This window comes from Pseudomonas sp. AL 58, from assembly GCF_036348395.1.
Classification (GTDB): Bacteria; Pseudomonadota; Gammaproteobacteria; order Pseudomonadales; family Pseudomonadaceae; genus Aquipseudomonas; species Aquipseudomonas defluvii.
In genome coordinates this window covers 11,873-36,394 of record NZ_JAZBQR010000020.1, presented here as the reverse complement: position 1 = coordinate 36,394, position 24,522 = coordinate 11,873, and the positions used below count along the sequence as shown (strand labels likewise).

The following is a 24,522-nucleotide window of genomic DNA, read 5'->3' as shown; positions in this document are numbered from 1 at the left end:
TCAGAAGTCGCGTTTGTAAAACAGATCAAGCGAACTGGCGATCCCACTGGCGGCTTCCAGGTAGAGCTTTTTACTCAACAGGTAGCGCAAGGCAATGGTGTTGGCCGGTTCGAATACGCCCACGCCATAACGCAAGCTCAGGCGTTCCGTCAGGTTGCCGCTGGCGACCACGCTGGTGCTGGCGCCGCTCCCCTGAGTGTCGAGCTGGAAGTCGTCGATACCGAGGCTTTTCGCCAGGCTACCGGTCAGGTCCGAACTGCCCGCCAGCCCCAAGCCCAGCGCCGCTTGTGCAAGCATGTTGTTGTCCTCACCGGTACTGCCCAATGGCCGCCCCAATACCAGATACGACAAGGCCTGCTCCTGACTCATGGCCGGTTCGGAAAATACCTGGGTGGTCGGCTGTTCAGCACTGCCACTGAGGCGAATACCCGCGATCACGTCATCGGTTTTGCGTACGGCCTCGATGTCCAGATACGGCTGATCGATAGGGCCTGCAAACAGCAATCGTGCGCGGCGGATGGTCAAGCGCTGGCCATAGGCGCGATAACGGCCATCAACCAGGCTCAGCTCACCACGGGTGTCGAGGTTGTCGCCGATATGCACGGCACCCCGCAGGTTGGCACTCAAACCAAACCCTCTGAACGACAGCTTGTCCTGCCCTACCTCAACGTCGACGTCCATGGCCATCGCCAAGGGGGCCTGACCCGCTTCGGTCTGGTGGCCGACGATAACCGTATCATCGGATACCTTGACGGTGGATGGCGGCAACTCGCGGATGCTGATCTTGCCCTTGGGCACCAGCACTTTGCCTGTGATTGCCAGCTTGTCGCCTTGCAGGCCGATGTTCAGGTCCGGGGCTACCTCCAGCACGGCGTAGGGCTCGACGTTGACTGGCAAGCGCTGGCCATGAACACGCAGGTCGACCGCCAACGCGCGCGCCCAGCCGATCTGACCACTCAACTGTCCCTGGCCAGTCTCGCCACTTTTCCAGTCACCCTGCAACTGAACCTGCTCACCGGCGATCACGGCACGCAAGGTCAGCTCACGCAGGCTGATGGGCAGTTCTGCACCGCTGGCCTCGCCCTGCGAAAGGGTCAGGCTACCGTTGACCTGTGGCGCCAGCAACGTGCCGGACAACCTGCCGCTGCCATTCAACTGGCCGGCCAAGCGCTCGACCATCGGAACAAAAGGCCGGGCGATGGAAAGGTCCAGGCCATTCAAACTGAACGTACCACTGACAGGTTTGTTTTTCGCCAGCGGATCAAGACGCGTGTCCAGGGTCAGCTCACCCAGTCGCTCGGCACGAAACGCCAAACGGGAATCTACCCGCCGTGGGCCCAAGGTGCTGTCCAGGCGTAGAGTCTGGTAAGGGAAATCCAGCCACTGGCCTTTCTCGCGCAGCCTCAGGGTGCCACCGCTGGCATCAACCTGAACCCGTCCCTTGGGCCCGCTGGCCGGCAGGTCAAGGTTGATATCGGCATTGAGTTGGCCGTTCCAGGCAAAGTCTTTCGGCAACCATTGGGCCAGGCTCTGCAACGGGAACTGCTTGAGGTGATAACGCAGCTTGGGCTCGGGGGCCAGGCGCTGGTCTTCGCCGCACAGGCTGGCATCACCCGAACGCCAGCAATGAGCAAAGAAGTCAATCTGGCCATTCGCCAGGCGCTGTAGCCGGGCCGGGGCCTGCAACTGCCAATCCTGGCCTCCGGCCTGGATACGCCCACTGGCCAGGCGCCCCCGCCAGTTGTCTTTGTCCAGTTGACCGTCCAGTTCGAGGTCAAGCACCAGTTGCGGCCCCTTCAGGCCCAGGCGCAATTGCTGTTGGCGCCTGTCGCCCTGCCCCTTGGCAGTAAGCGTACCCAATCCCGTTTCACCCAACTGGATCGCACCGGCCTCCAACTCAATCCGTACACGTTGTGCCTGGTCCATCTGCGCGCTGAGATCCAGGCGTTGCAGATGGTTCTGGGCCTGGGCCAACTGCTGCCCTTGCAAGGTCAATTGCCCTTGCGGGGCCTTGAGTGTGCCCGCAACGTCCAGGCGCCCTTTCAAACGCCCCTGCAGTTGCGGCCATAGCTGCCCTAAACGGGGCATGTCGAGGTCGAGCTGACCGGCCAGACGCTGCTGAAGGCTGCCGCTACCGTTGATACGGTTGTCCCCCAGCCGAATTTCCAGGGTGCCCAAGGTCCACTGTTCCCCTGCACCGCCAGCCTTGGCCTGAAGCAGCGCCGGCTGACCACGCAGGCGGCCCTTGAGGTTTACGTCGGCATCCAGCCGCAGGTGGCCGTCCTTGAACTCGCCCGTGCTGCGCAACGGCCCAGCCAATGTACCGGGCAACTCGGCCAGCCAATACGCAGGATTAAGCGCGGACAACTCCAGTGCCGTATCCCAGGCAATGCCTTGAGCGAACTGCACCCGCAGGTTACCCGCGGCCTTACCCTGCCCCGCACTCAGAACAAGCTGCGGCAAGTCGATAGCCGTGAGATCGCCCTTGAACGGGCTGCTGATCTTGAACGCACCGGCCGGGCCGTCCAGGTCACCGGCAAAATCCCCTTCGTAACGCCCTTCCTGGTAACGGACCTGGCCATTGAAACGACGCAGGGTGACCTGCGGCGCGTCATCCAGCGGGTAAAGGCGCAACCAGGGGAAGTCCAGCCACTCAAGCTGAGCGCTGGCCTTGATGCTCTGTTGCCAGTCGGCGGTGGCCTTGAGCCTGAGGTACTGTTCTGCGGAAGCGTTCAGGTCGAGCGCTGACAGTTCGGCACCACAGGCATCGACCCGGCCTTGCAGGGCCAGGGCGATCGGGCCCTGCGAGGCCGGCAGGCTGGCATTGCCCGCGAGCCGGTAACCCGCGCTCAGGTCGCCTTCACCGGTCAGCAACACGTGATTGAGCTGCAGGGTATCCGGCAGGTCGGCGCTCGCCTTGAAGGCGTCGGCGCTGATACGCACCTTGGCCGGCAGGTTCGCCGCCAGCGGCTGCAACTGCCCATCGAGTCGTCCCTGCAAATAGCCCGTACTGTCCGCGCTTACCCGCAACGTCTGCTGCAGGTCACCGTCCACCTTCAGGGCCAATTGCCACGGCTGCCCATCCACTACAGGCAATTGCAGTTGGCCGCTGGCCTGCATGGGCCAGTCGCCTTCAGGCTTCAGCATCCCCTGCAGCGCCAGGTGCAAATCCTCGCGCTGAACCTGCAGGCGATCAATACGCAGGCCCTCGACGCTCCAATGCGCCGCCAGTTGCAACTGACTCAACTGTTCATTGCCATCCAGCGTCAGTTGACCAACCTGTAGCTCGCCCAGCTCGATGTTCAGCGGCAATGCCAAGGCCGGCAACTGCAGCGGGCCGCTGTCTGTCGAGGGCTCGCCGGGGGCAAACGCCAGGTCCACCCGCTCGGCGCGTAGCTGGGTTACGCATAACGTCATCCGCAACAGGCAGGCGGGCGACCACGCCAGCAACGGCTGCGTCAACTCGACCCGGTTACCCGACTGCTCCCACAACAGGCGCTTGGCCTGCCACTGCCCTGCCAGCCGCCCTTGGAAGTCGTCCAGTTGCAACCCTGGCACCCGGTTCAGTACCCAACGGCTGCCCGCCTGCGTACCCAGTACAGCGGCCACACCGAAGACCACAATCAGCAGTACGCCGACCAGGCCGATGGCAATCCCTTTAAACACACGACTCACAGTTCCGGCCCCATGGAAAAGTGCAAACGAATACCGCCCTCGTCATCCAGCGCGTGGGCGAGGTCCAGGCGCAGTGGGCCCACCGGAGATACCCAGCGCACACCAAGACCGACGCCGGTCTTGAGGCTAGGCAGTTCCAGACTGTTGAATGAGTTGCCTTGATCGACGAAGGTCGCCACGCGCCACTTCTCGGCAATCGAGTATTGGTACTCAACACTGCCGGCCACCAGGTAGCGGCCACCGATACGGTCACCGTCCGAGTTCTTCGGCGACAGCGTCTGGTAGTCGTAACCGCGCACGCTCTGATCGCCACCGGCGAAAAAACGCAACGACGGCGGCATTGATTTGTAGCCGTTGGTGGCGCTGCCGCCAAACTGTACCCGGCCTAGGAAACGGTGGTTCTGCCCAAGTGTGGTCAAGCCCTTGAGCAGGACATTGCCATGCACCAGGTTGGTGTCCGAGAGCAGGCCTTCCTTCGCGACCTGCGTGTCGAACTGCAGGCGGTAGCCATTGTGTGGATCAATGCGGTTGTCGCTGCGCAGGTAGGCATAACTGACACCGGGCATCAGCAGGTTGCTCAACCCGGAGTCGTCACCCAGGCGATACTCTTCACGCTGCCATTTCAGCGAGATCACCCGCTGCCAACCACTGGGCAACTTGCTGTGCCATTCCGGGCCTACCGTCAGCAGCTTACTGAGGCTGTCGGTATTGGCGATCTCTTCGTTCTGGTAACCACCGGCAAAACGAAACTTGTCTGTCAGCGGAGGATCCAGAGGCACGTCGTACCACAGGCCGACGTTCTGCCGGGGGGCCGATACCTCGGTCTCGATACCGTAGCTATGACCTTCAGGGTTAACCCAATGGCGCGTCCAGTTAGCCTTGGCACGAGGCCCGACGTCCGTCGAAAAACCCAGGCCCAAGCCCATGGTACGGGGCTTGCGGGTCTGCAACTGAACCGCCACCGGGATTGTCTGGCCGACGGCTGCCGTCGGTGCCGCATCGACACGCACCCCCTCGAAGTAGCCACTGGACTGCAGCGCATTGTTGAGCTCGGCGATCAGCTCAGAATCATAGGGCGCACCTTCCTGGAACGGCACCATCCTGCGCAGCAGGTCCTCATCGAAAGGGCTGTCACCGGTAAACTGGACCTTGCCCAGGGCGTAGCGCGGGCCACTGTCGTAGACCAGCTCGATGTCAGCGACCCCAGCCAGTGGATCGACCGTCAGACGTTGCCGGAGAAACCGGCCACTGAAGAAGCCATAGCGGGAAGCCTGGTTCTGAATCAGCCGCTTGGCGTCCTCATAATGCCCATGGTTGAGCACTTCGCCCGAGCGCAAGTAACGGCTATTGGGAATCCGAAAGGCTTTCAGTTCACTGGCCGGCCCTTGAATACGTACCGTGATGTCGCGAATCCGGATTGGCTCGCCCGGCTCAACGGTCATCACCAGGCGTGGCCCCTTGTTCGCCTTGGCCGGGGGTTTGATCTCGGTTTCGATATGGGGCTGGTAGTAACCCAAGGCCTGGGCCGCTTTTCTGGCCTGCTCGACGGCACCGCGACTGAAGCGCATCAAAGCCTCTTCGTCACGGTCACCCAGGCTACCAATGTAACCTTCGATATTGTCCTTGAGCTCGCTGTTGGCAGGCTTTATCCGAACGACCAGTTCACTTTGTGCACAGACGGCGAAGCTGGCGATGCATAGAATCAAACCACAGGTAAAAGGTGCTAAATACGTCATAAGCACCGATGCTACCAGAGCTTTACGGCAGTCGGGCGACCGCGGCCATCGCTCATTGCTCGATTACGCCCCGATTTGCCGGGAATGCTGGGGGTTCGGGTGAAAAAAAACGTGCTCACGAACAGGCCCTACCGCAATTTCACCAATCTCCTGATAGCCCTGCCGCGCATAAAACGCCAGGTAATGCTCATTGCCGGTGTCCAGAACAACCCCTTGAGAATGCTCATCTTCAGCACACCAGTCGTGCAACGCCTGCAGTAACTGTTCACCAAAGTGCTGGCCCTGAAATTGCGGATGGATACCCAGCAGCGGCAGCACGTGAACCGCGTCAGTGGGTAGGCAGGCCATCAGTGCCGCCTGGTAATCCAGGTAGCGGCGCGTGCAGTTGAACCCGGTGCTCAGCAACATGCGTATACGCCAGGCCCAGCTTTCCGTGACGCTGAGCCGACGTTGTGGTGGTGCAATCAGTGCAACGCCAATCAAACGCTCCCCGATCAGCAACCCCAACGCGGGCAGTTCTTGATAAAAATGCTGCTGCACCAGCTCTCGCACCGTGGCGCGGATGCGGTGGTCGTAACCAGGGCGCGCCGCTTCGAACAGGTAGGCGAAGGTCGGCTCGCGGCGGTAGGCATGGTAAAGCAACGAGCGGGTCTCATGACTGTAGCCCCCATCGAGCAAGCGGACTTCAGCCGTAACAGCAGTCGATTCGGACATCGTGAAAACCTCCAGGCCTGGGCATTCATTGCCAGCGAGGTGCTCGCTACGCTGGCGCGCCCTCGTGAAGCACGTTAGCAGGCGATCGACAGGGCCGCCACGCTGGTCGTGGCCGACGATGTCAGCTAGCATCCTGACTTTTACCAGGATTGTTGCTTCCATGAAGATCGTCTCGTTCAACATCAACGGCCTGCGCGCCCGGCCCCATCAGTTGGCCGCGTTGATCGAAAAGCACCAACCGGACGTGATCGGCCTGCAAGAAACCAAAGTGGCTGACGAGCAATTCCCGCTGGCTGAAGTTCAAGCACTGGGCTACCACGTGAACTTCCATGGTCAAAAGGGCCACTACGGCGTCGCCCTGCTCTCGCGCCAAGCGCCATTGAGCCTGTTCAAGGGCTTCAGTACCGACGAGGAAGACGCCCAGCGCCGTTTCATCTGGGGCACCTTCGCCGACGCCGATGGCACACCGATCACCATCATGAACGGCTACTTCCCCCAGGGTGAAAGTCGCGACCACCCCACCAAATTCCCGGCCAAACAGCGTTTCTACAACGACCTGCAAACCCTGCTTGAAAGCCAGTTCCAGAACCAGCAGCCCTTGGTGGTGATGGGCGACGTGAACATCTCCCCGGAAGACTGCGACATTGGTATCGGCCCGGACAACGCCAAGCGCTGGCTCAAGACCGGTAAATGCAGCTTCTTGCCGGAAGAACGCGAGTGGATGGCACGGCTGAAAAACTGGGGCCTGGTCGACAGCTTCCGCCACCTGAACCCTGACGTTTGCGACCGTTTCAGCTGGTTTGACTACCGCAGCCGTGGTTTCGAGGATGAACCCAAGCGTGGCCTGCGCATCGACCTGATCATGACCTCTCAAGGGCTGCTGCCACGGCTCAAGGATGCGGGCGTCGATTACGAACTGCGCGGCATGGAAAAACCCTCGGACCACGCACCGATCTGGCTGGAATTGAGCTAAGCCCCGCCCCTGGCTAGCCTGCATCCCACATGTGGGAGCGGGCTTGCCCGCGATGCAAACACCGCGAACGCCAAGGCACCCCACCGACACCCGGTGGCAGGCAACGCCGATGTTCAGTCCAGCTTGAGCTGGCTGATCGTGTCTTTATCAGCGTCCTTGTACTGCTGCGCCGTCATCTCTTCAAGATTGTCGACCGTCCGTTCGTAGTTGTCTGCGGATGCACACACGTGTGCCTCAAAGCGACTGGGGCCGCGGCTGTCCGGATCCTCGGCCAGGCGCTTGGCTTCAAGCGCCTCACAGTGTTCCGTGTACTGCGCAAGGTTCGCCTTCGAGGACTCAAGATGAGCAGCCTGATCCTTTTCGGCTTGCGCCAGGGCCGCCTCATCCTGTTTTTCACGGATATCCGCAGCAAGGTCCAGGACATCCTCGGCGTCCTTGCCATCCAGTGCCTTGGCCATTCGCGCCCGGTCAAGCCCGTATGCTTCCCTGACCACTGTCAGCGCCCGATCAAACGCCGCTTTCTGCTCCAGGTCCAAGCCCTGACTCATGGCCACCATCGACGCAGAAAATGATGCCTCACTGGTACTGTCGACGTGCGTCGCACACGCCGCAAGCAGTGCAAAGGAAGACACCAGTAACGTCACGCTTAGCCGTTGCAGCATCGGTCGATCCTCACGTCAGGCGTTTGGCCACAGCGAACCACGCAAAATGCGTGTTTCTCAGAGGGTAGTACCAATGTTGCCGGCGTACCATTCAGCCAAGATCCTCTGAGCCTTCGTCATCTTGCGGTCATCGTATTGTCTTAATCTCCCGGCACGACCTCTAGCCGCGAGCACCCACTGGCATGTTCCCCCTTGTTTTTCGGCTGCTCCTCAGCCTGTTAGCCGCCCTCCCCATCGCCGCGCACGCCGGGCAAACGGTACTGCGCCTGCAGGGCTCCAACACCATCGGCAGTGTGCTGGCGCCAGCCTTGGTGCGCGGCATGCTGCAAGCGCAAGGCGTGCAGGACATCCAGACACTGCCCGGCACGGTTGCCAACGAAGTCCAGGTACAAGGCCACACCGCTCAGGGCGAGTTGATCCAGGTGAATATTGCGGCCCACGGGTCGAGCACCGGTTTTACCGCGCTTAAAAACGGTGACGCCGACCTGGCGGCGGCCTCGCGCCCGATCAAAGACAGCGAACTGGTCGACCTGGAAGCGCTTGGCGATCTGAAAAGTGCCGAGGCCGAGCAGGTGATCGCCCTTGATGGCATGGCGGTGATCGTCCACCCGGACAATCCCTTGCCACAATTGACGACCGAACAGTTGGCAAAAATTTTCGCAGGCCGCATTACGACCTGGGACGCGCTCGGTCTCGGCAGCGGGCCGATCCGCTTGTACGCTCGCGACGATCGCTCCGGTACGTTCGAGACGTTCAAGAGCCTGGTACTCGACCCCCATGACCTGACGCTGGCAACCAGTACCACACGGTTTGAGTCGGGTGAGCAGTTGGCCGCCGAAGTTCGTCGTGATCGTCAGGCAATCGGTTTCAGCAGCCTGAGCTCAGTGCACGGCGCCAAAGTCCTGGCCATCGCCGACGGCGCGGCGAGTGCGATGTTGCCGACACCCGGGCTGATCGCCAGCGAAGATTATCCGTTGGCCCGTCGGCTGTATTTCTACCTGCCACCCGGCCAGCACAACCCCTGGGCCCAGGCGCTGATTCGCTTTGCACAAAGCGAACCCGGCCAGGCCATCGTCACCGCCAGCGGATTCATTGCCCAGACCGTCCAGGCGATGCCGGTACGGGCCAATGCCGAGATGCCTGCGGCTTATCGAGGTCTGCTTGAACAGGCACAACGGCTCTCGGTGAACTTTCGTTTCGCCGAAGGCAGCGCCACGCTGGACAACAAGGCGCAAGCCGATCTGCAACGGGTGGTCGCGTACCTCAAGCGCACCGGCAAGCTCGACCAGAAAATCAGCCTGGTGGGGTTCGGCGATGCCAAGAACGACCCGGCGCGCGCCACCTTGCTGTCCAAGTTGCGCGCCATGGCCGTGCGCCGCGAGCTGGCCCGGCAAGGCGTGACCGCTCGGGAGATCCTTGGCCTGGGCGCCGAACTGCCGGTGGCGGCGAACGACCAGGACGAAGGCCGAATCCGCAACCGCCGGGTCGAGGTCTGGGTTTACTGAGGCCCGCTGCGAAGTGGCTCGCGCGGTACGTACTTGCCGATCTCGTACTTACCGATCGCGGCGCGGTGGACCTCATCCGGGCCATCGGCCAATCGTAACGTGCGCTGCATGGCGTACATGTAGGCCAGCGGGAAGTCACCGGAAACGCCAGCCCCGCCATGTATTTGAATGGCCCGATCGATCACCTTCAACGCAACGTTTGGTGCCACCACCTTGATCTGGGCGATCTCGCTGCGGGCCACCTTGTTACCCACCGTGTCCATCATGTAGGCCGCCTTGAGCGTCAACAGTCGGGCCATGTCGATCTCCATCCGCGAATCAGCGATCTTGTCGATGTTACCGCCAAGCCGCGCCAGCGGTTTGCCAAAGGCGTTGCGCGCCACTGAACGCTTGCACATCAGTTCCAGGGCGCGCTCGGCCATCCCGATCGAACGCATGCAGTGGTGAATGCGGCCTGGGCCGAGACGGCCCTGGGCAATCTCAAACCCACTGCCCTCGCCCAGCAATACGTTGTCGTAGGGTACGCGGACATTCTCGAAGAGCACTTCAGCATGACCATGGGGCGCATCGTCATAACCGAACACCGGCAACGGCCTGACAATGTTCACCCCGGGGGTATCGGTAGGCACCAAAATCATCGAGTGCTGTTGATGACGTGGCCCTTCGGGGTTGCTCAAACCCATGAAGATCATGACCTTGCAACGTGGATCGCAGGCGCCGGAGGTCCACCATTTGCGCCCATTGATCACCCACGCGTCGCCATCGCGCACCGCCGTAGCTTGCATATTGGTGGCGTCAGAAGATGCCACGTCCGGCTCGGTCATGGCGAACGCAGAACGAATCTCGCCACGCAACAAGGGCACCAGCCACTGCTGCTTATGCGCCTCACTGCCATAGCGCACCAACACTTCCATGTTGCCGGTGTCCGGCGCAGAGCAGTTGAATGGCTCCGGCCCCAACAATGAGCGGCCCATGATTTCGGCCAACGGCGCATATTCCAGGTTGGTCAGCCCCGCCCCCAGTTCCGACTCAGGCAAGAACAGGTTCCACAGGCCTTCAGCCTGAGCCCTGCGCTTGAGTTCCTCCATGATTGCAGTCGGCTGCCAGCGATCCCCCTCGGCGACCTGACGCTCGAAGACCGCTTCGGCCGGGTAAACATAGGCATCCATGAACGCCATGACGCGCTCGCGCAACGCCTGAACCTTGGGTGAATAGGCGAAATCCATCGGCAGTACCTTCTGCGTAAAAACGGGGCTGAGCAGACTGTAGTTCACCGGCCAAAATCCACCTAGCCTATTCTCGCCATGTATAAACATTCATAAGCGATATATGATCAGCAGATAACACCTACAAGAGCAGCGCCCATGAACCTGAACAAGGTCGATCTCAATCTGTTTATCGTCTTCGATGCGATCTACACCGAAGCCAACCTGACCCGCGCCGGGCAGATCGTCGGCATTACCCAGCCAGCGGTCTCCAACGCCCTGGCACGGCTGCGTGATACCTTCAACGATCCCTTGTTCGTGCGTACCGCTCAGGGCATGGTGCCTACCCCCATGGCCCAGAACATTATCGGCCCGGTGCGCAACGCCCTGTCGTTGCTGCGTGTGTCGGTACAGGAGAGCCGGATCTTCAACCCCCTGCAGGCGAACAAGACCTTCCGTATCAGCATGACGGACCTGACCGAAGCGGTGATTCTGCCCCCCTTGTTCCAGCGCCTGCGGCGTCTGGCCCCAGCAGTGGCCATCGAAAGTTTCCTCTGCAAACGCCGTGAGACCACCAAGGAGCTGGCGGCCGGGCGCCTTGACTTCGCCGTCGACGCGCCGCTCAACACAGACCCGCAAGTGCGTCATGTAAAACTGATGCAAGACCAGTACGTCTGCGCCATGCGCGAGGGCCACCCGCTGGCCAAAGACACACTCAGCCTGGATGAATACATGGGCCTGACCCACATCCACATTTCCAGCCGCCGCAACGGCCTGGGCTATGTCGACCTGGCACTGGGCAAGATGGGCTTGCAACGCAAGATCGCCCTGCGTTCACAACATTACCTGATGGCCTCGCAGGTGTTGCAGCAGACCGACATGGTGATGACCGTGCCAGAACGCTTTGCTCGCCTCCATCATCTGAATTTCACACCACTGCCGGTCAACGATGTTCCGCCGCTGGAAACCCACCTGTACTGGCATGAGAGCACGGACCAGGACCCCGCCAACCGCTGGATGCGCGAGCAGATCATCGAGTTGTGCCAACGGGTCGTCGCGCAAGAAACGCAGCCCGTACACGCCTGAACTCAAACCCTGTCGCGCGCACAATCACGATCCAGCTTGACGTATACGTAAAGCTGCCTTTAGGTTTAGCGCATGCACCTAGCCGAGCCTTGCCATGAGTAGCCAGACCTACAGTATTTCCGACCTTTCCCGCGAACTGGACATTACCACCCGTGCCATTCGCTTTTATGAGGAGCAAGGACTGCTCAGCCCCGAACGCCGGGGCCTGGAGCGTATCTACACGGCCCGCGACAAAGTCAGCCTGAAGCTGATCCTGCGTGGCAAGCGAATCGGCTTTTCGCTGGCAGAGTGCCGCGAGCTGATCGAGCTCTACGACCCCAGCAGCGGTAACCAGAAGCAGCTCAACAGCATGTTGGCAAAGATTGCCGAGCGGCGCGCCCAGCTTGAGCAGCAGTTACTCGACATCCAACAGATGCAACTGGAACTGGACACCGCCGAAGAGCGCTGCATACAGGCGCTGGCAACCACCCTGAACAATCAGAAAAGCGCCGTTGAGGCCTCACAGGAACCTTCCCAATGACAATGCCCGAGAATGTCCGCCTGGTCGAAGTCGGCCCACGCGACGGCCTGCAGAACGAAGCCCAGCCGATCAGCGTGGCAGACAAGGTACAGCTGGTCGATGACCTGACTGCTGCGGGGCTTGGTTACATTGAAGTCGGCAGCTTTGTCTCACCGAAGTGGGTACCGCAAATGGCGGGTTCCGCCGATGTGTTCGCGCACATCAAACAAAAAGCCGGCGTGACCTACGCCGCCCTGGCACCGAACCTGCGCGGTTTCGAGGACGCACTGGCCGCCGGAGTCAAGGAGGTCGCGGTATTCGCGGCGGCCTCTGAAGCCTTCTCGCAGCGCAACATCAACTGCTCGATCAGCGAGAGCCTGCAACGCTTCGTACCGATCATGGAAGCCGCACGACAGCACGGCGTGCGTGTACGCGGCTATGTGTCGTGTGTACTGGGCTGCCCTTATGAAGGTGCGGTAAGCGCCGAGCAAGTGACCCCGGTAGCCCGCGAGCTTTACGACATGGGCTGCTATGAAGTCTCGCTGGGTGACACCATCGGTACCGGCACCCCAGGCGCAACCCGCCGGATGTTCGAGGTGGTTGGTGCGCAGGTACCACGGGCACAACTGGCCGGGCACTTCCATGACACCTATGGCCAGGCACTGGCCAACGTCTATGCCAGCCTGCTGGAAGGGATTGCCGTGTTCGACAGCTCGGTCGCAGGGCTGGGTGGCTGCCCTTATGCCAAGGGCGCCAGCGGTAACGTGGCCAGTGAGGATGTGCTGTACATGCTTCAGGGCCTGGGCATCAAGACCGGTATCGACCTGGACGCACTGATTGCAGCCGGCCAGCGGATCAGCAACGTTCTGGGCCGCGCCAGCGGTTCACGTGTTGCGCGTGCACGTAACGCCCAGTAATCCCGTGGCGGTAACAGCCGGCCTCGCAGCCAGTGTTACCGCCCCCACATTTTTCAGGGAAAAAACGGGTAACACAGAAACAAATCGACAGATTCTCCCGGCCAACCTTTTCAACAAAATCTCTAAACCATTGATTTTATTGAGTTTTAAAAAGTTGGCACGCCACCTGCTATATGTTCGGTACAACAACAATAAAAAATGCGACAACCCAATAAAAATAAGACGTAACGACTCTGGCATAACAAGAACAACCACGGCAGAGACGCAGCTAACAGATTTTTTTGGAGATGATGTGCTTTTCGGGGGCGTGCCCCACGACCAGGCAGAGAACAATAAAACTACCCCAAGGTAGCGCCCGTCAGGTTGTATCAGCAATGATGAAAGCAGATCAGCGCTCAAAAAAATACGTTTGCTCTTGATCCCGGATGGGGATCGCCCGCAACACAGAGGTCGTGGCCGACAAAAACAACAAAAGGCCACCCTCACAATAATAAAAAGAGCACGCAACAATCTTTGAGGGGAGCCTAGGCTCCCCTCAGTGCTTCCTGCCTCCTCAAAAATCGCCCACAGATCCACGCCTCTGCAACGGGTGCGGTGGATAGTCGCAGGCACGTCGCGCACAACGGCCCGAGCCAGGTAATCTGCGGCCTGCGTGCCCACCCGACTGAATCTGATACGGTTTTTATCGCAATACCTGAGCCTGTTATGCAAACAGAACGCTCGCCATAGTGCTCTGGCCTGATCGAGGCCTGATGAGCGACGAACCATGAGCGATAGAATCCCCGTCCAGATCGTTGAGACTGCCGAGCCCTCCCCCTTCAAGAAGAAGGCTGCCAGCAGCGACGGACACATCCACACCCGCAGCTTCACCGGCCTGTTCCGCAACCTGCGCATCGGTGGTGCCGGCTTTCTTTTCCTGCTGTTTTTCGGCACGGTCTGGTTGAACTGGGGCGGTCGTCAGGCCGTGCTCTGGGACCTGGCCGAAAGCAAGTTCCATATTTTCGGTGCCACGTTCTGGCCGCAGGATTTCATCCTGCTCTCGGCATTGCTGATCATCTGCGCCTTTGGCCTGTTCGCCATTACCGTGTTTGCCGGGCGCATCTGGTGCGGCTATACCTGCCCGCAAAGCTCCTGGACGTGGATCTTCATGTGGTGCGAGAAGATCACCGAAGGCGAGCGCAACCAGCGAATCAAACTGGATGCTGCGCCCTGGAGCCTGAACAAGCTGGCCCGCCGTTCAGCCAAGCACACCCTGTGGCTGGCCATAAGCGTGCTGACCGGGCTGACCTTTGTTGGCTACTTCACGCCGGTCCGGCCATTGGCTGAAGAGCTCTTCAGCTTGCAACTGGGCGGCGTCAGCCTGTTCTGGGTGCTGTTTTTCACCGGGGCAACCTACATCAATGCTGGCTGGCTACGTGAAGCCGTCTGCATGCACATGTGCCCCTACGCCCGCTTCCAGAGCGTGATGTTCGATAAAGACACCCTGACCGTCGCCTATGACCCGCGTCGCGGCGAGTCACGCGGCCCACGCAAGAAAGACGTCGACCACAAGGCCAAGGGCCTGGGCGACTGCATCGACTGCCATATGTGCGTACAGGTTTGCCCCACCGGCATCGACATCCGCGATGGCCTGCAAATGGAGTGCATCGGTTGTGCGGCCTGCATCGACGCCTGCGACTCGATCATGGACAAGATGGGCTATGACCGTGGCCTGATCGGCTACAAGTCCGAACACACCCTGCAAGGGGGCAAAACCCATTGGCTGCGCCCACGCTTGCTCGGCTACTGCACCGTGCTGGTGGTGATGATCGGTGCCCTGGTGATTGCCTTGAACCAGCGCCCAATGGTCTCGCTCGATGTCAGCAAGGACCGCGGCCTGTTCCGGGAAAACAACCTGGGGCAGATCGAGAACATCTACACCCTCAAGGTCATCAACAAAACCCAACAGCGCCAGCATTACCGCCTGCGCCTGGTCGACAGCGAAGGCTTCGTGCTCCACGGCCAGACCGAGTTCAACCTGGCACCGGGCGAGATCAGCGACTTGCCGGTCTCGGTGGCCATGCTCGCCGACCGTCCGGACAGCAGCGCCCAGGAGATCAGTTTCGAGGTTGTCGACAGCGATGAACCCAACGTACGCAGCGTGGCCCGCAGCCGCTTTGTTGCGCCTTTGAACCGCTGATCACATACACTCCGTGTACCCAGAACCTGCCGAGCCATGATGAAACGCTACGAGAAATTCGCCGACGATATTGCCGAACTGATCCGTTCCGGGGTGCTCGGCCCTGGCCAGCGGGTACCGTCGGTGCGCTATGCCAGCCAGACCCACGGCGTCAGCCCGTCCACGGTGTTCCAGGCGTACTACCTGCTGGAGCGTCGCGGGCTGATCCGCGCTCGACCACGTTCCGGCTATTTCGTTAATGCCCACGCGCCACGCCAGTTCAATGAGCCGCAGATCATCGAGCAGGCCACCGAGTCCACCGAAGTTGACGTCAGCGAACTGGTGTTCTCCATCCTCGACTCGATCAAAGACCCACAAACCGTCGCCTTCGGCTCGGCCTTCCCAAGCCCGAACCTGTTCCCTCTGCCGCGCCTGGCCCGCTCGCTGGCCAGCGCCAGCCGGGAAATGGACCCACGCATGGTGGTCACCGACCTGTCGCCAGGCAACCCGCAACTGCGGCGGCAGATAGCTCTGCGCTATATGGTCGGCGGTTTGATGTTGCCGATGGAGGAGCTGCTGATCACCAACGGCGCCCTGGAGGCGCTGAACCTGTGCCTGCAAGCCGTCACCGAACCCGGCGATCTGGTAGCGATCGAGGCGCCGGCGTTCTACGCCTGCCTGCAGATTCTTGAACGGTTGAAACTCAAGGCCGTGGAAATTCCCGTTCACCCACGCGAAGGCATCGACCTTGGCGTCCTCGCCCAGACACTGGAGCGGCATCCGGTAAAAGCCTGCTGGTGCATGACCAATTTCCAGAACCCGGTGGGCGCCAGCATGCCGGAGGAAAAGAAGAAACAGTTGGTGGAACTGCTGCGTCAGCATCAGGTGCCACTGATTGAAGATGACGTCTACGCCGAACTCTACTATGCCCAACAGGCACCGAAACCGGCCAAGGCATTCGACACCGATGGCCTGGTGATGCACTGCGGCTCCTTCTCCAAAAGCCTGGCACCGGGGTATCGCATCGGCTGGGTGGCCGCCGGACGCTACGCCCAGAAGATCGAACGGCTCAAGCTGATGACCTCGCTGTGCGCCTCAATGCCGGCGCAGGCAGCCATTGCCGACTACCTGCAGCACGGCGGCTATGACCGCCACCTGCGCAAACTGCGCTATGCCCTGGAAGAACAGCAGAGCGCCATGCTCGCGGCCATTGCCCGGCATTTCCCGGCACAAACGCGGGTCAGCCACCCGGATGGAGGGTACTTCCTGTGGCTGGAATTGCCGGAGCAGATGGACTCCCTGAAGCTCTTTCAGATGGCCTTGGCACAAGGTATCAGCATTGCGCCGGGGCCGATTTTCTCAGCCACTCAGCGCTTTCGTAACTGCATACGATTGAACTACGGCAGCCCTTGGACCGAGCAATCGGAAAAGGCCATGGAGACACTGGGGCGAATCGTCCGCTCGTTCTGATCTGCAGGCGCGTCAGCGCCCACCCCCCAACTCGATAAAACTGCCGGTGGAATAGGAGGCCTTGTCCGACAGCAACCAGATAATGGCCTCGGCCACTTCTTCGGCCCGCCCGCCGCGCCCCATGGGGAGGCTGGCCTCCAGCGTACTGACCCGGTCCGGGTCGCCACTGAGCGCGTGGAAATCGGTGTGAATGTAGCCAGGACGCACGGCGTTGACCCGCACACCTTCACTCGCGACTTCCTTGGCCAGCCCCACGGTAAACGTGTCGAGCGCACCTTTGGAGGCGGCATAATCGACATACTCGTTGGGCGAACCGAGCCGGGCGGCCACCGAAGATACGTTCACGATACTGCCTCCCAGCCCGCCATGGCGGGTCGACATACGCTGCAGCGCGTGTTTGGCGCAGAGCATCGGCCCCACCACATTGGTCTTCATCAGCTTGAGCAGACGGAACTCGGACATGTCCTCAAGCCGGCTGGTGTGCCCGATGGTCCCGGCGTTGTTGACCAGCGCCGTCACCCGCCCCAACTCACTGTCGACCCGATGAAACAACTGAATGACTTCATCTTCGACACTGACATCGGCGCGAACGGCAATCGCCTCGGCACCCAACTCACGGACCTCAGCCAACACACGCTCGGCGGCCTCATCGTCGGCGTGATAGTTGATGCAAACCCGATAGCCCTGAAGCGCCGCAAGACGTGCGGTAGCGGCACCGATGCCACGGCTTGCGCCGGTTATGACGATGACTTGCTGCATGAAAACCCCTTGCCCAAATAACCTTTGCTTAATTAAGGCTAACGCCCCGATCAGGCCGCTGACAACACCTTACAAACCTGTAATCCAACGCTCAGCTTTCTGACAGGCCAAACGGGCTAGAATCGAGCCCTCAGCGTGATCGCTGTCTCCCGCTTCGCCACACCGGGGGATGAGCCAGCGGCAACAGGCCACGCTGCACCTGAACGCCAATTCCGCTATTCTGCCGGCTAACCGCTGGGCACTCGAACACACGTGACACACCAGCGTCTGGATCTGGAGATTAACCATGCTGACCAAGAAAATCGCCCTGTTTGGCCTGCTGGCCTTCAGCACCCTGACTCAAGCCGGCCAGACCATTGATGTCTACCGCGACCCCAACTGCGGTTGCTGCAAGGAATGGATCAGCCACCTGCGTGACAACGGTTTCACAGTCAATGACCATGTCGAGCCGAACATGAGCGCGGTCAAGGAACGCCTGGGCGTTGCCCCCCGCCTGGCCTCATGCCACACCGGTGTGATCGACGGCAAGTTCGTCGAGGGCCACGTACCCGCCGAACAGGTCAAACTGCTGGCCAAGCGCTCCGACCTGAAAGGCCTGGCCGTCCCAGGCATGCCAATGGGGTCACCCGGCATGGAAATGGGAGACCACAAAGACGCCTACCAGGTCATCGGCCTGACCAAGGACGGCACTGACGAAGTGGTCGCTACGTACTGATCGCGTGTTCATGCTCAGCCACTGGGGGCTGTTTCTCAGTGCTTTTGCGGCAGCGACGCTGCTGCCCATGCAGTCCGAAGCCGTATTGGTGGGTTTGCTGATTGGCGAGCCCGATGCGGTGCTCAGCCTGCTACTGATTGCCACACTCGGTAATGTGCTGGGTTCGATCGTCAACTGGTTGCTGGGCCGCGGTATCGAACAGCTACGCGACAAACGCTGGTTTCCGTTCAAGCCCGAGCAACTGGACAAGGCCCAGCAGCGCTACCAACGTTACGGTCAATGGTCGCTGTTGCTGAGCTGGATGCCGGTGATCGGCGACCCGCTAACCCTGATTGCCGGGGTAATGCGCGAGCCGTTCTGGCGCTTCCTGTTACTCGTCAGTGTGGCCAAGGGTGGTCGCTACCTGATACTTGCGCTGCTCACCCTTGGCTGGATACACCGTTGATACTGGCACCGCACTAGCCCCAGATCTGCTCCTCTGTCCAGCCCAGTTCGGCAAAGTCCTGAGCCCTTAGCTCAGACTCCTGCGCACAGAAAAACTCATCGAGTTGCGGCGGCGGCACTTCGGTTTCGGCAAGCATGGCGTGCACCTGGCCACGGTGGTGGATCTGGTGCTGAAACAGGTGCGCCAGCAGACGCAAGCGCTGCTCACACTGCACACGATCAGGCCGCACGATACTGACTTCACGCTGCAATTGATGATCGTGCAACTGGCTGCAGTAGGCGATCAGCCGATGATCGACCTGCGCCTGCTCGCGCTGCAACTGGTCACAGCTCTCAAACGCCTCCAGTGGTTCGAAGAGCCCTTCTGCCTCGATGTCCGGCGGCTCGCCACGGTGCTCACGCTCCAAGGCCTGAAGGTAGAACGAGTCGACCTGCAGAATGTGCTCAAGCGTTGCCTTGATCGATGGAAAAAAACCGCAGCGTGGCGCGACGAAATCATCCTGAGTCAATTGCTGACAGGCTTTGTACAAGCGGTGATTGGCCCAGGCATTGTTGTAGGCCATGGTCAGCAGGTGGTGCGACAGTGGCTCGGCCATGATCGGCTCCTCAACAGAAGCGTTGCAGTTGCATCTCCCGCAAGCGACTCAACGTACGCCGGAACGGGAACTCGAGATACCCTTGAGTGTAGAGCGCTTCCAGCGGTACCTGCGCCTCCAGGTACAACGCCACCCGACGGTCGTAACATTCATCGACCAATGCAATGAAGCGCCGCACACCATCATCCTGTACCGATAACTGTGGCAACTCGCGGTCACCTGCAGCAACCCGCTCAACCCCGTCCTCAGTACCCCGGGCAATTTTTGCCGGGCGCTGAGCCGCGCCGAGGGCAGGCACCTCGCCAAGCAGAATCGTCTGGAAGCGGTCGCACAAGGCCATGAACTCCGGCGCGGCCATCGGCTGCTCGCACAAGTCGGCGTAGCGACACCAGAGCACCTGGTCGCTGCGTTGCACTACCTGCACGCTGCGGTGCTCTACGCGCAGGGGTTCGGCTGACCATTGGGCATCACCACAAAGGCTCGCAAACACCGCCCCCAGTACACTGCTCTCGCCAGGCTGGCGCACCCAATAGCGCTGTTTGGCCACCCCAGGGTGCAGGCGGTGATCCTGCCCGCCGTCCACAGCGACGACCTGCATATGCTGCTCGATCGCCGCGATGGCCGGCAGAAAGCGCTCACGGTTGAAGCCATCATGGTAGAGCTGCTGCGGTGGCTGGTTAGAGGTGGCAACGATGACTACCCCCTCATCGAACAGCACCTGGAACAGTCCACCCAGAATGATCGCATCACCAATATCGTTGACGAACAACTCGTCGAAGCAGAGCACCCGGATCTCGTCAGCCAAGGCGCGCGCCAAGGCCCGTAGCGGATCAGCCGTACCGTTGAGCTGGAACAGACGCTGGTGCACCCAACGCATGAAGTGGTGAAAATGCTGGCGCCGTGCCGGCTGCTTCAGGCTGCGATGAAACTGGTCCATCAGCCAGGTTTTGCCACGCCCCACCGGCCCCCACAGGTAGACGCCACGTGCTGACGCACCCTGTTCTACAGCGTCGAAACAGGCTTGCAGGGCTGTCGCCGCCTGCAGTTGGGCTGCATCGGCGACAAAGCCGTTACAGGCGACCGCCTGTTGGTAGAACTGCAACGGTGAAGCTTCGCTGAAGCCAGACATCAGGAGCGTCTCAGGCAAAACGCCAAGCCTACCGCCGTGCAGTGCCTGAGCGCCAGCCTTCCCCTGCCCTCAGTGCAGTTACGGTACACGCCTGGAGTCGCGTGGCGGACGCGAAGGCTCCAGATTCGGCACCTGCTGTTCCCGGCGCAGGTTATCGCCATTACCGATGCCCCGGTTTTCCAGGGTCGGCGGGCGCGGATTGGGTTGGGTAGACGGCCCAGGAACTGGCGGCATGGCCGGCACGCTACCTTGTCGGCTGTTCGGGTTGGCTCTACGGATCGGGCTGTTGTAAGGATTATCGGGTTGTGCAGCCAGGTACAACGGAGCAGCCGGTTGCGCCTGCGCGGTTGCCGCCAGAAACAGACTCAAGCCAAGCACCTGCACGCCTAGCCATGATGTGTTCATCGAATCACCTCCACAACGCGTTGAGCCCAATCGTTGGATAGCTCGGAACACTACAGGTTCAGCGACAAACCTGTGGTTTGCTGTTCACATCGACTACCACCACCCCGGTGTATTTGCCACACTGAGCCTGTGCCCTATTACCGAGGACTGCCCATGTTCCGTACCTTGCGTCAAACCTTGAGCGTGCTGCTGATCCTGGCCTTGAGCGCGTGCGCGCTGTTTCAGGGGCGTGACCCGGTAAACATCAGCGTCATCGGTATCGAACCGCTACCGGGACAAGAGCTTGAACTGCGCATGGCCGTCAAGCTGCGTATCCAGAACCCCAACGAAACCCCTATCAACTACAACGGCATCGCCCTGAACCTTGAGGTCAATGGTCAACCACTGGCAGCCGGGGTCAGCAATCAGCGCGGCAGCGTTGCTCGCTACAGCGAGGACATACTGGTGGTACCGGTAAGCATCACCGCCTTTTCCATGCTGCGCCAGGCGTATGGATTAGGTCAGGCGCGCAGCCTCGATGGCCTGCCGTATGAGTTACGCGGCAAACTGGCCAGCGGGCCACAGGGTACCGTGCGCTTTACCAACCGCGGGCGCCTGAACCTGCCAGAACCCACAAGCAGTGTCTGGTAGCCGCAGGCTTTGCAAGGTTGTAGAGACGGCTGTCACCAATGTCAGCGTGACGCAGCCATCAGCTTGTTGACTTCACTGCGCACCATGTTGGCGTATTCGGGCGGGGACATGCCGTCCAGCTCCGTGCGCACCCACTCGGCCCACTTGCCCTTGCGGCGTGGCTTTTCGCCGATCAGTCGTGCAGCCTCGCCCTTGGCTTTGCCCAGGCTGGTCTGCCAGAGTTCGAACAGCCGGGACTTCTCGTCTTCGATCTGTGCCCGTTCGGCAAAACTCTTGTTGGCCAGATTGAAACTCATGAGGACTTCCTACCGCTTGAAAATGGGCGTTATCTTACACTGTAGCCGCTGGCGTCGGCCAAACCCCTGCAACTTTCCGCGACGCCAGCATCCATCGATCAATGTTCACCAAAATAGAGGAAGCGTTCATGGCCAGGAAAATCACTGTGCAAGCCGATACCGAGCAGATCAAGGATCAGGCCTTCAGTGAGTTGCAGGCGCTGATTGAAGAATCGGAAAGGCTGCTGAGAGACAGCGCCACGCTGGTTGGCGAAGAGGCCGAGACCTTGCGAACCCAGGTCGGCCAGAAACTCAAGCAGGCGCGCCATGCGATGAACGCTGTCGGTGAGCGTGCGAAACCGGTCGTCGAAGCGACTGAAACCTACATCGGTGGCCACCCTTGGCAGACCGTAGCGATTTCGGCCGGGGTCGGCCTGATCGTCGGCCTGCTGCTGGGACGTCGCGGTTAACGCCTGCAAGCAACAACTGCGCGACCGTCAGGGCCCGCGCAGTTGCAGCGGGTCGACCTGTGCGCAGGCAATCGCCATGCCCACCAACTCCGGCAGGTGTTCGGCCTGCATACGCTTCATGACTCGAGAGCGGTACAAGTCGACCGTCTTCACACTGACAGCCAACTGCTCAGCAATTTCCCGGTTGGTAAACCCTTGCACCAACGGCAGGAACACATCACGTTCACGCGGGGTAAGGCTGTCAATGCGTGCCTGCACCGCATCACGCTGACTGCTGCCAGCCTGCGCCCGGTGAGAGCGCCCCAGGGCATCTTGAACGCTGTCCAGCAACAACTGATCGTTATAGGGCTTTTCGATAAAATCACAGGCCCCGGCCTTGAAGGCTCGTACCACGATCGGCACATCGGCATGACCGCTGAGAAAGATGATGGGCAAATCGAGCCCACGCGCCCGCAACGCTTCCTGCACGCTTAGCCCGCCCATACCTGGCATTCGCACATCAAGCAGCACACACGCTGGCAGACACGCGTCACAGGCATCCAGAAAGGCCTGGCCACTGGTGAACGGCAATGCCTGAAGGCCCACCGACTCCAACAGCCAGACCGTGGAATCGAGCATGCCCTGATCGTCATCGACCACGTAAACCTTCGGTTCCTGCATCAAGACCTCTTGTTCAGACAGTAGCTGCCGGCGCCAGCCGACAACACAGAATCAATCCGCCGCCATCGCCCGGACTGGCCTGCAGCGTTCCACCAAAACCCTCGACGATACTGCGGCTCATGCTCAAACCCAAGCCAAGCCCCTCCGGCTTGCTGGTATTGAACGGGGTGAAGATGCCGTCGAGCCGCTCCGCAGCCACACCCGGCCCCTGGTCGCACACCCGGATCGTCAACCACCCTGCCTCTAGTACAGCACTCAGCAGCACACGAGAAGGCCGCCCGGGCTGTTGCTCGCGGTTAGCCTCGAACGCATTGCGCAGCAGATTGAGCAAGACCTGCTCAAGGAGGATGCGGTCGGCGTAAACCGGCGGCAGATTGTGCGCCATACGCTGGTCGATCGTCACCTGTGCTTGATTGGCTTCCCACGCACACAAGCGCACGGCTTCACGGGCAACCTCGGCGATATGCAAGGCTTGCAGGCGGCGCGGCTCCTTGCGCAAAAAGGCACGCAGGCGCTTGATCACTTCAGCCGCATGAGTGGCCTGTTCATTGATCCGCTGCAAGCCCTGGGCTACACGCTGCACAGCCTTGGGGTCGTGCTCCAGTGTCTGCAGATAGCGCTGACTGGCACTGGCGTAATTCACCACGGCGGCCAGCGGCTGGTTGATCTCATGGGCGATCCCCGACGCCAGCTCACCCAGGGTGACCAAGCGCGCAGTATGCGCCAGTTCGTCCTGATGTCGACGCTGCTGAGCTTCGCGCAGTTCGCGCTCCGTCATGTCCCGCGCCACCAGCGAGTAATAGCGCTCACCGCCGTTGGCACGATGAGCCAACAGTACCAGCGACACCGGAAACAGGCTGCCGCCGCCGCAAGGCTTGAAGGTCGCTTCGCACTGCCAGACGCCCTCGCGTTCGGCCTGTTGCCAACCTTCAGCATCCAGGCGCTGCACGGCCTCATCATCGAGCACATCACGAAGGCCCGGTGCCGCCTGCTGTTCAACCAGCCCCAGTGCACGCCGTGCCGAACGATTAAGGTAGGTGAGTTGCCCCGCCGGGTCGGTAAACAACACCAGATCCGTGTTGGCTTCTACCACCTCGGCCAGTCGTCGCAAGTTCTCCTGAGCCTCAACCCGAAGGGTAATCTCACGGGAAACACTGATCACTTCCACCACCGCGCCGGTGTAGGTTTCCCGGATCGCCCGGCTGGCAATCTCAAACCATCGGTAATGGCCATCCCGGTGGCGGACACGACAGGTCATGGTCTGATAACCATCCTGCTCCAGTGCCTCGCCAGCCTGGGGTAGCGACTGCAAGCAGTCATGAGGATGAAACAGGCTCTGCACGGCAACACCACGCAGCTCTTCAGGCCAGTAACCGAGCAAACGGTAGGATGCCGGCGACGCATCAAGGAAACACCCATCGGGCGTGTGCCGAGAAATCAGGTCGGTAGTGTTCTCGGTAATCAGCCGATAGAGCCGTCGAGCCTGGCTGGCATCGCGCACACTCTGGCGCTCGGCGGTCGCGTCACGGCAGCGGGCGATCACCTGACGGCAATCATCTGAAGGGATCAGCGTCCATAGCAGAATACGCTCGCCAACCTGCGCTTCTACCTCGGCAATAGCCCGATCCTGAAACAGGCAGGCCTGGATCAAGGCGGCGTAGTTGGAGGGCAGCACCGTCGCCGGGGAGCGCCCCAGGGCCAGCGCCTCAAACGCCGGATTAGCGCTGAGCAGCCGCGCCGCCGCATCGAGTATGAGCGTAGGCTGCGGGTCCTTGGCAAACAAGGCAGTCGTCGATAGCGTCAAGAATAGGTCCGTTTTTTATAGTATAAGTACCATAT

At 60.7% G+C, this 24,522-nt stretch carries 23 protein-coding genes; 11 read left to right on the top strand and 12 right to left on the bottom strand.

Annotated features, from left to right (window positions below; genetic code table 11):
- From UIA24_RS18885 to UIA24_RS18875, 3 genes are all read right to left on the bottom strand, one after another.
- The gene (locus UIA24_RS18885; protein ID WP_330523555.1) at nt 1-3,675 is read right to left on the bottom strand and encodes a translocation/assembly module TamB domain-containing protein; all 3,675 of its coding nucleotides are present in this window, start codon (nt 3,673-3,675) and stop codon (nt 1-3) included.
- Entirely contained in the window at nt 3,672-5,411 is a 1,740-nt protein-coding gene (locus UIA24_RS18880; RefSeq protein WP_330523554.1) for an autotransporter assembly complex protein TamA, read from the bottom strand. Before UIA24_RS18880 ends, UIA24_RS18885 begins: the two co-directional genes overlap by 4 nt.
- 63 nt (nt 5,412-5,474) lie before the next feature.
- Nucleotides 5,475-6,125, bottom strand: a complete 651-nt coding sequence (locus UIA24_RS18875) for a GNAT family N-acetyltransferase (protein ID WP_330523553.1) — start codon at nt 6,123-6,125, stop codon at nt 5,475-5,477.
- A 160-nt stretch (nt 6,126-6,285) separates the two neighbouring features.
- Between UIA24_RS18875 and xthA the strand changes: the two genes are divergently transcribed.
- Complete coding sequence (gene xthA, locus UIA24_RS18870) at nt 6,286-7,098, top strand: exodeoxyribonuclease III (RefSeq protein ID WP_330523552.1); 813 nt, start codon at nt 6,286-6,288, stop codon at nt 7,096-7,098.
- Between the two features lie 113 nt (nt 7,099-7,211).
- Here xthA and UIA24_RS18865 read toward each other — a convergent pair whose 3' ends face one another.
- Nucleotides 7,212-7,760 (bottom strand): hypothetical protein, encoded by a 549-nt coding sequence (locus UIA24_RS18865; RefSeq protein WP_102053065.1) that lies wholly within the window; start codon nt 7,758-7,760, stop codon nt 7,212-7,214.
- Nucleotides 7,761-7,942: 182 nt separating this feature from the next.
- Between UIA24_RS18865 and UIA24_RS18860 the strand changes: the two genes are divergently transcribed.
- Nucleotides 7,943-9,265, top strand: coding sequence for a phosphate ABC transporter substrate-binding/OmpA family protein (locus UIA24_RS18860; protein WP_330523551.1), 1,323 nt, complete (start codon nt 7,943-7,945; stop codon nt 9,263-9,265).
- Here the strand turns inward: UIA24_RS18860 and UIA24_RS18855 are convergent.
- A complete protein-coding gene (locus tag UIA24_RS18855) occupies nt 9,259-10,491 on the bottom strand; it encodes an acyl-CoA dehydrogenase (RefSeq protein WP_330523550.1) in 1,233 nt (410 codons plus the stop codon). The genes UIA24_RS18860 and UIA24_RS18855 overlap by 7 nt on opposite strands.
- A gap of 138 nt (nt 10,492-10,629) precedes the next feature.
- Here UIA24_RS18855 and UIA24_RS18850 point away from each other — a divergent pair, with 138 nt between their 5' ends.
- From UIA24_RS18850 to mapR, 5 genes are all read left to right on the top strand, one after another.
- Nucleotides 10,630-11,556, top strand: coding sequence for a LysR family transcriptional regulator (locus UIA24_RS18850; protein ID WP_065758516.1), 927 nt, complete (start codon nt 10,630-10,632; stop codon nt 11,554-11,556).
- A 94-nt stretch (nt 11,557-11,650) separates the two neighbouring features.
- Nucleotides 11,651-12,076 (top strand): MerR family transcriptional regulator, encoded by a 426-nt coding sequence (locus tag UIA24_RS18845; RefSeq protein ID WP_065758515.1) that lies wholly within the window; start codon nt 11,651-11,653, stop codon nt 12,074-12,076.
- A complete protein-coding gene (locus UIA24_RS18840) occupies nt 12,073-12,972 on the top strand; it encodes a hydroxymethylglutaryl-CoA lyase (RefSeq protein ID WP_330523549.1) in 900 nt (299 codons plus the stop codon). Before UIA24_RS18845 ends, UIA24_RS18840 begins: the two co-directional genes overlap by 4 nt.
- A 766-nt stretch (nt 12,973-13,738) precedes the next feature.
- Nucleotides 13,739-15,151, top strand: coding sequence for a cytochrome c oxidase accessory protein CcoG (gene ccoG, locus UIA24_RS18835; RefSeq protein ID WP_330523548.1), 1,413 nt, complete (start codon nt 13,739-13,741; stop codon nt 15,149-15,151).
- A 39-nt stretch (nt 15,152-15,190) separates the two neighbouring features.
- Nucleotides 15,191-16,600 carry a GntR family transcriptional regulator MpaR gene (gene mapR / locus UIA24_RS18830; RefSeq protein WP_065758555.1) on the top strand — a complete coding sequence of 470 codons (1,410 nt, stop codon included), beginning with the start codon at nt 15,191-15,193 and terminating at the stop codon, nt 16,598-16,600.
- A 12-nt stretch (nt 16,601-16,612) separates the two neighbouring features.
- Here mapR and UIA24_RS18825 read toward each other — a convergent pair whose 3' ends face one another.
- Nucleotides 16,613-17,359: an SDR family oxidoreductase gene (locus UIA24_RS18825; protein ID WP_102053070.1), complete on the bottom strand. Its 747-nt coding sequence runs from the start codon at nt 17,357-17,359 to the stop codon at nt 16,613-16,615.
- Between the two features lie 286 nt (nt 17,360-17,645).
- On the opposite strand from UIA24_RS18825, the gene UIA24_RS18820 reads away from it, so the two are divergent.
- Nucleotides 17,646-18,074, top strand: coding sequence for a DUF411 domain-containing protein (locus tag UIA24_RS18820; protein WP_330523547.1), 429 nt, complete (start codon nt 17,646-17,648; stop codon nt 18,072-18,074).
- 10 nt (nt 18,075-18,084) lie between these two features.
- Nucleotides 18,085-18,519, top strand: coding sequence for a YqaA family protein (locus tag UIA24_RS18815; RefSeq protein ID WP_065758510.1), 435 nt, complete (start codon nt 18,085-18,087; stop codon nt 18,517-18,519).
- Between the two features lie 13 nt (nt 18,520-18,532).
- On the opposite strand, the gene UIA24_RS18810 is transcribed toward UIA24_RS18815, so the two are convergent.
- From UIA24_RS18810 to UIA24_RS18800, 3 genes are all read right to left on the bottom strand, one after another.
- Nucleotides 18,533-19,114 (bottom strand): DinB family protein, encoded by a 582-nt coding sequence (locus UIA24_RS18810; RefSeq protein WP_330523546.1) that lies wholly within the window; start codon nt 19,112-19,114, stop codon nt 18,533-18,535.
- A gap of 10 nt (nt 19,115-19,124) precedes the next feature.
- On the bottom strand, nt 19,125-20,243 hold the full coding sequence (zapE, locus tag UIA24_RS18805; RefSeq protein ID WP_330523545.1) for a cell division protein ZapE: 1,119 nt from the start codon (nt 20,241-20,243) through the stop codon (nt 19,125-19,127).
- A gap of 78 nt (nt 20,244-20,321) precedes the next feature.
- Nucleotides 20,322-20,648 carry a hypothetical protein gene (locus UIA24_RS18800; RefSeq protein ID WP_330523544.1) on the bottom strand — a complete coding sequence of 109 codons (327 nt, stop codon included), beginning with the start codon at nt 20,646-20,648 and terminating at the stop codon, nt 20,322-20,324.
- Between the two features lie 153 nt (nt 20,649-20,801).
- Between UIA24_RS18800 and UIA24_RS18795 the strand changes: the two genes are divergently transcribed.
- A complete protein-coding gene (locus tag UIA24_RS18795; RefSeq protein WP_065758506.1) occupies nt 20,802-21,278 on the top strand; it encodes an LEA type 2 family protein in 477 nt (158 codons plus the stop codon).
- Between the two features lie 41 nt (nt 21,279-21,319).
- On the opposite strand, the gene UIA24_RS18790 is transcribed toward UIA24_RS18795, so the two are convergent.
- Nucleotides 21,320-21,574, bottom strand: a complete 255-nt coding sequence (locus UIA24_RS18790) for a hypothetical protein (protein ID WP_065758505.1) — start codon at nt 21,572-21,574, stop codon at nt 21,320-21,322.
- Between the two features lie 128 nt (nt 21,575-21,702).
- On the opposite strand from UIA24_RS18790, the gene UIA24_RS18785 reads away from it, so the two are divergent.
- Nucleotides 21,703-22,023 (top strand): DUF883 family protein, encoded by a 321-nt coding sequence (locus UIA24_RS18785; RefSeq protein WP_065758504.1) that lies wholly within the window; start codon nt 21,703-21,705, stop codon nt 22,021-22,023.
- A 27-nt stretch (nt 22,024-22,050) separates the two neighbouring features.
- On the opposite strand, the gene UIA24_RS18780 is transcribed toward UIA24_RS18785, so the two are convergent.
- Both UIA24_RS18780 and UIA24_RS18775 read right to left on the bottom strand, forming a co-directional pair.
- Nucleotides 22,051-22,683 (bottom strand): response regulator transcription factor, encoded by a 633-nt coding sequence (locus UIA24_RS18780; RefSeq protein ID WP_065758503.1) that lies wholly within the window; start codon nt 22,681-22,683, stop codon nt 22,051-22,053.
- Nucleotides 22,684-22,696: 13 nt separating this feature from the next.
- Nucleotides 22,697-24,487: a PAS domain S-box protein gene (locus tag UIA24_RS18775; protein ID WP_099775302.1), complete on the bottom strand. Its 1,791-nt coding sequence runs from the start codon at nt 24,485-24,487 to the stop codon at nt 22,697-22,699.
- Nucleotides 24,488-24,522 lie beyond the last annotated feature (35 nt).

Excerpts from the sequence above, each read along its gene's own strand:
- UIA24_RS18790 (WP_065758505.1), bottom strand. The coding sequence starts at position 21,574 with ATGAGTTTCAATCTGGCCAACAAGAGTTTTGCCGAACGGGCACAGATC.
- UIA24_RS18850 (WP_065758516.1), top strand. The coding sequence starts at position 10,630 with ATGAACCTGAACAAGGTCGATCTCAATCTGTTTATCGTCTTCGATGCG.
- UIA24_RS18865 (WP_102053065.1), bottom strand. The coding sequence starts at position 7,760 with ATGCTGCAACGGCTAAGCGTGACGTTACTGGTGTCTTCCTTTGCACTG.
- mapR (WP_065758555.1), top strand. The coding sequence starts at position 15,191 with ATGAAACGCTACGAGAAATTCGCCGACGATATTGCCGAACTGATCCGT.
- ccoG (WP_330523548.1), top strand. The coding sequence starts at position 13,739 with ATGAGCGATAGAATCCCCGTCCAGATCGTTGAGACTGCCGAGCCCTCC.
- UIA24_RS18795 (WP_065758506.1), top strand. The coding sequence starts at position 20,802 with ATGTTCCGTACCTTGCGTCAAACCTTGAGCGTGCTGCTGATCCTGGCC.
- UIA24_RS18880 (WP_330523554.1), bottom strand. The coding sequence starts at position 5,411 with ATGACGTATTTAGCACCTTTTACCTGTGGTTTGATTCTATGCATCGCC.
- UIA24_RS18840 (WP_330523549.1), top strand. The coding sequence starts at position 12,073 with ATGACAATGCCCGAGAATGTCCGCCTGGTCGAAGTCGGCCCACGCGAC.
- UIA24_RS18860 (WP_330523551.1), top strand. The coding sequence starts at position 7,943 with ATGTTCCCCCTTGTTTTTCGGCTGCTCCTCAGCCTGTTAGCCGCCCTC.
- UIA24_RS18780 (WP_065758503.1), bottom strand. The coding sequence starts at position 22,683 with ATGCAGGAACCGAAGGTTTACGTGGTCGATGACGATCAGGGCATGCTC.
- UIA24_RS18875 (WP_330523553.1), bottom strand. The coding sequence starts at position 6,125 with ATGTCCGAATCGACTGCTGTTACGGCTGAAGTCCGCTTGCTCGATGGG.
- UIA24_RS18825 (WP_102053070.1), bottom strand. The coding sequence starts at position 17,359 with ATGCAGCAAGTCATCGTCATAACCGGCGCAAGCCGTGGCATCGGTGCC.
- xthA (WP_330523552.1), top strand. The coding sequence starts at position 6,286 with ATGAAGATCGTCTCGTTCAACATCAACGGCCTGCGCGCCCGGCCCCAT.
- UIA24_RS18800 (WP_330523544.1), bottom strand. The coding sequence starts at position 20,648 with ATGAACACATCATGGCTAGGCGTGCAGGTGCTTGGCTTGAGTCTGTTT.
- UIA24_RS18845 (WP_065758515.1), top strand. The coding sequence starts at position 11,651 with ATGAGTAGCCAGACCTACAGTATTTCCGACCTTTCCCGCGAACTGGAC.
- UIA24_RS18810 (WP_330523546.1), bottom strand. The coding sequence starts at position 19,114 with ATGGCCGAGCCACTGTCGCACCACCTGCTGACCATGGCCTACAACAAT.
- UIA24_RS18855 (WP_330523550.1), bottom strand. The coding sequence starts at position 10,491 with ATGGATTTCGCCTATTCACCCAAGGTTCAGGCGTTGCGCGAGCGCGTC.
- UIA24_RS18820 (WP_330523547.1), top strand. The coding sequence starts at position 17,646 with ATGCTGACCAAGAAAATCGCCCTGTTTGGCCTGCTGGCCTTCAGCACC.
- UIA24_RS18815 (WP_065758510.1), top strand. The coding sequence starts at position 18,085 with ATGCTCAGCCACTGGGGGCTGTTTCTCAGTGCTTTTGCGGCAGCGACG.
- zapE (WP_330523545.1), bottom strand. The coding sequence starts at position 20,243 with ATGTCTGGCTTCAGCGAAGCTTCACCGTTGCAGTTCTACCAACAGGCG.
- UIA24_RS18785 (WP_065758504.1), top strand. The coding sequence starts at position 21,703 with ATGGCCAGGAAAATCACTGTGCAAGCCGATACCGAGCAGATCAAGGAT.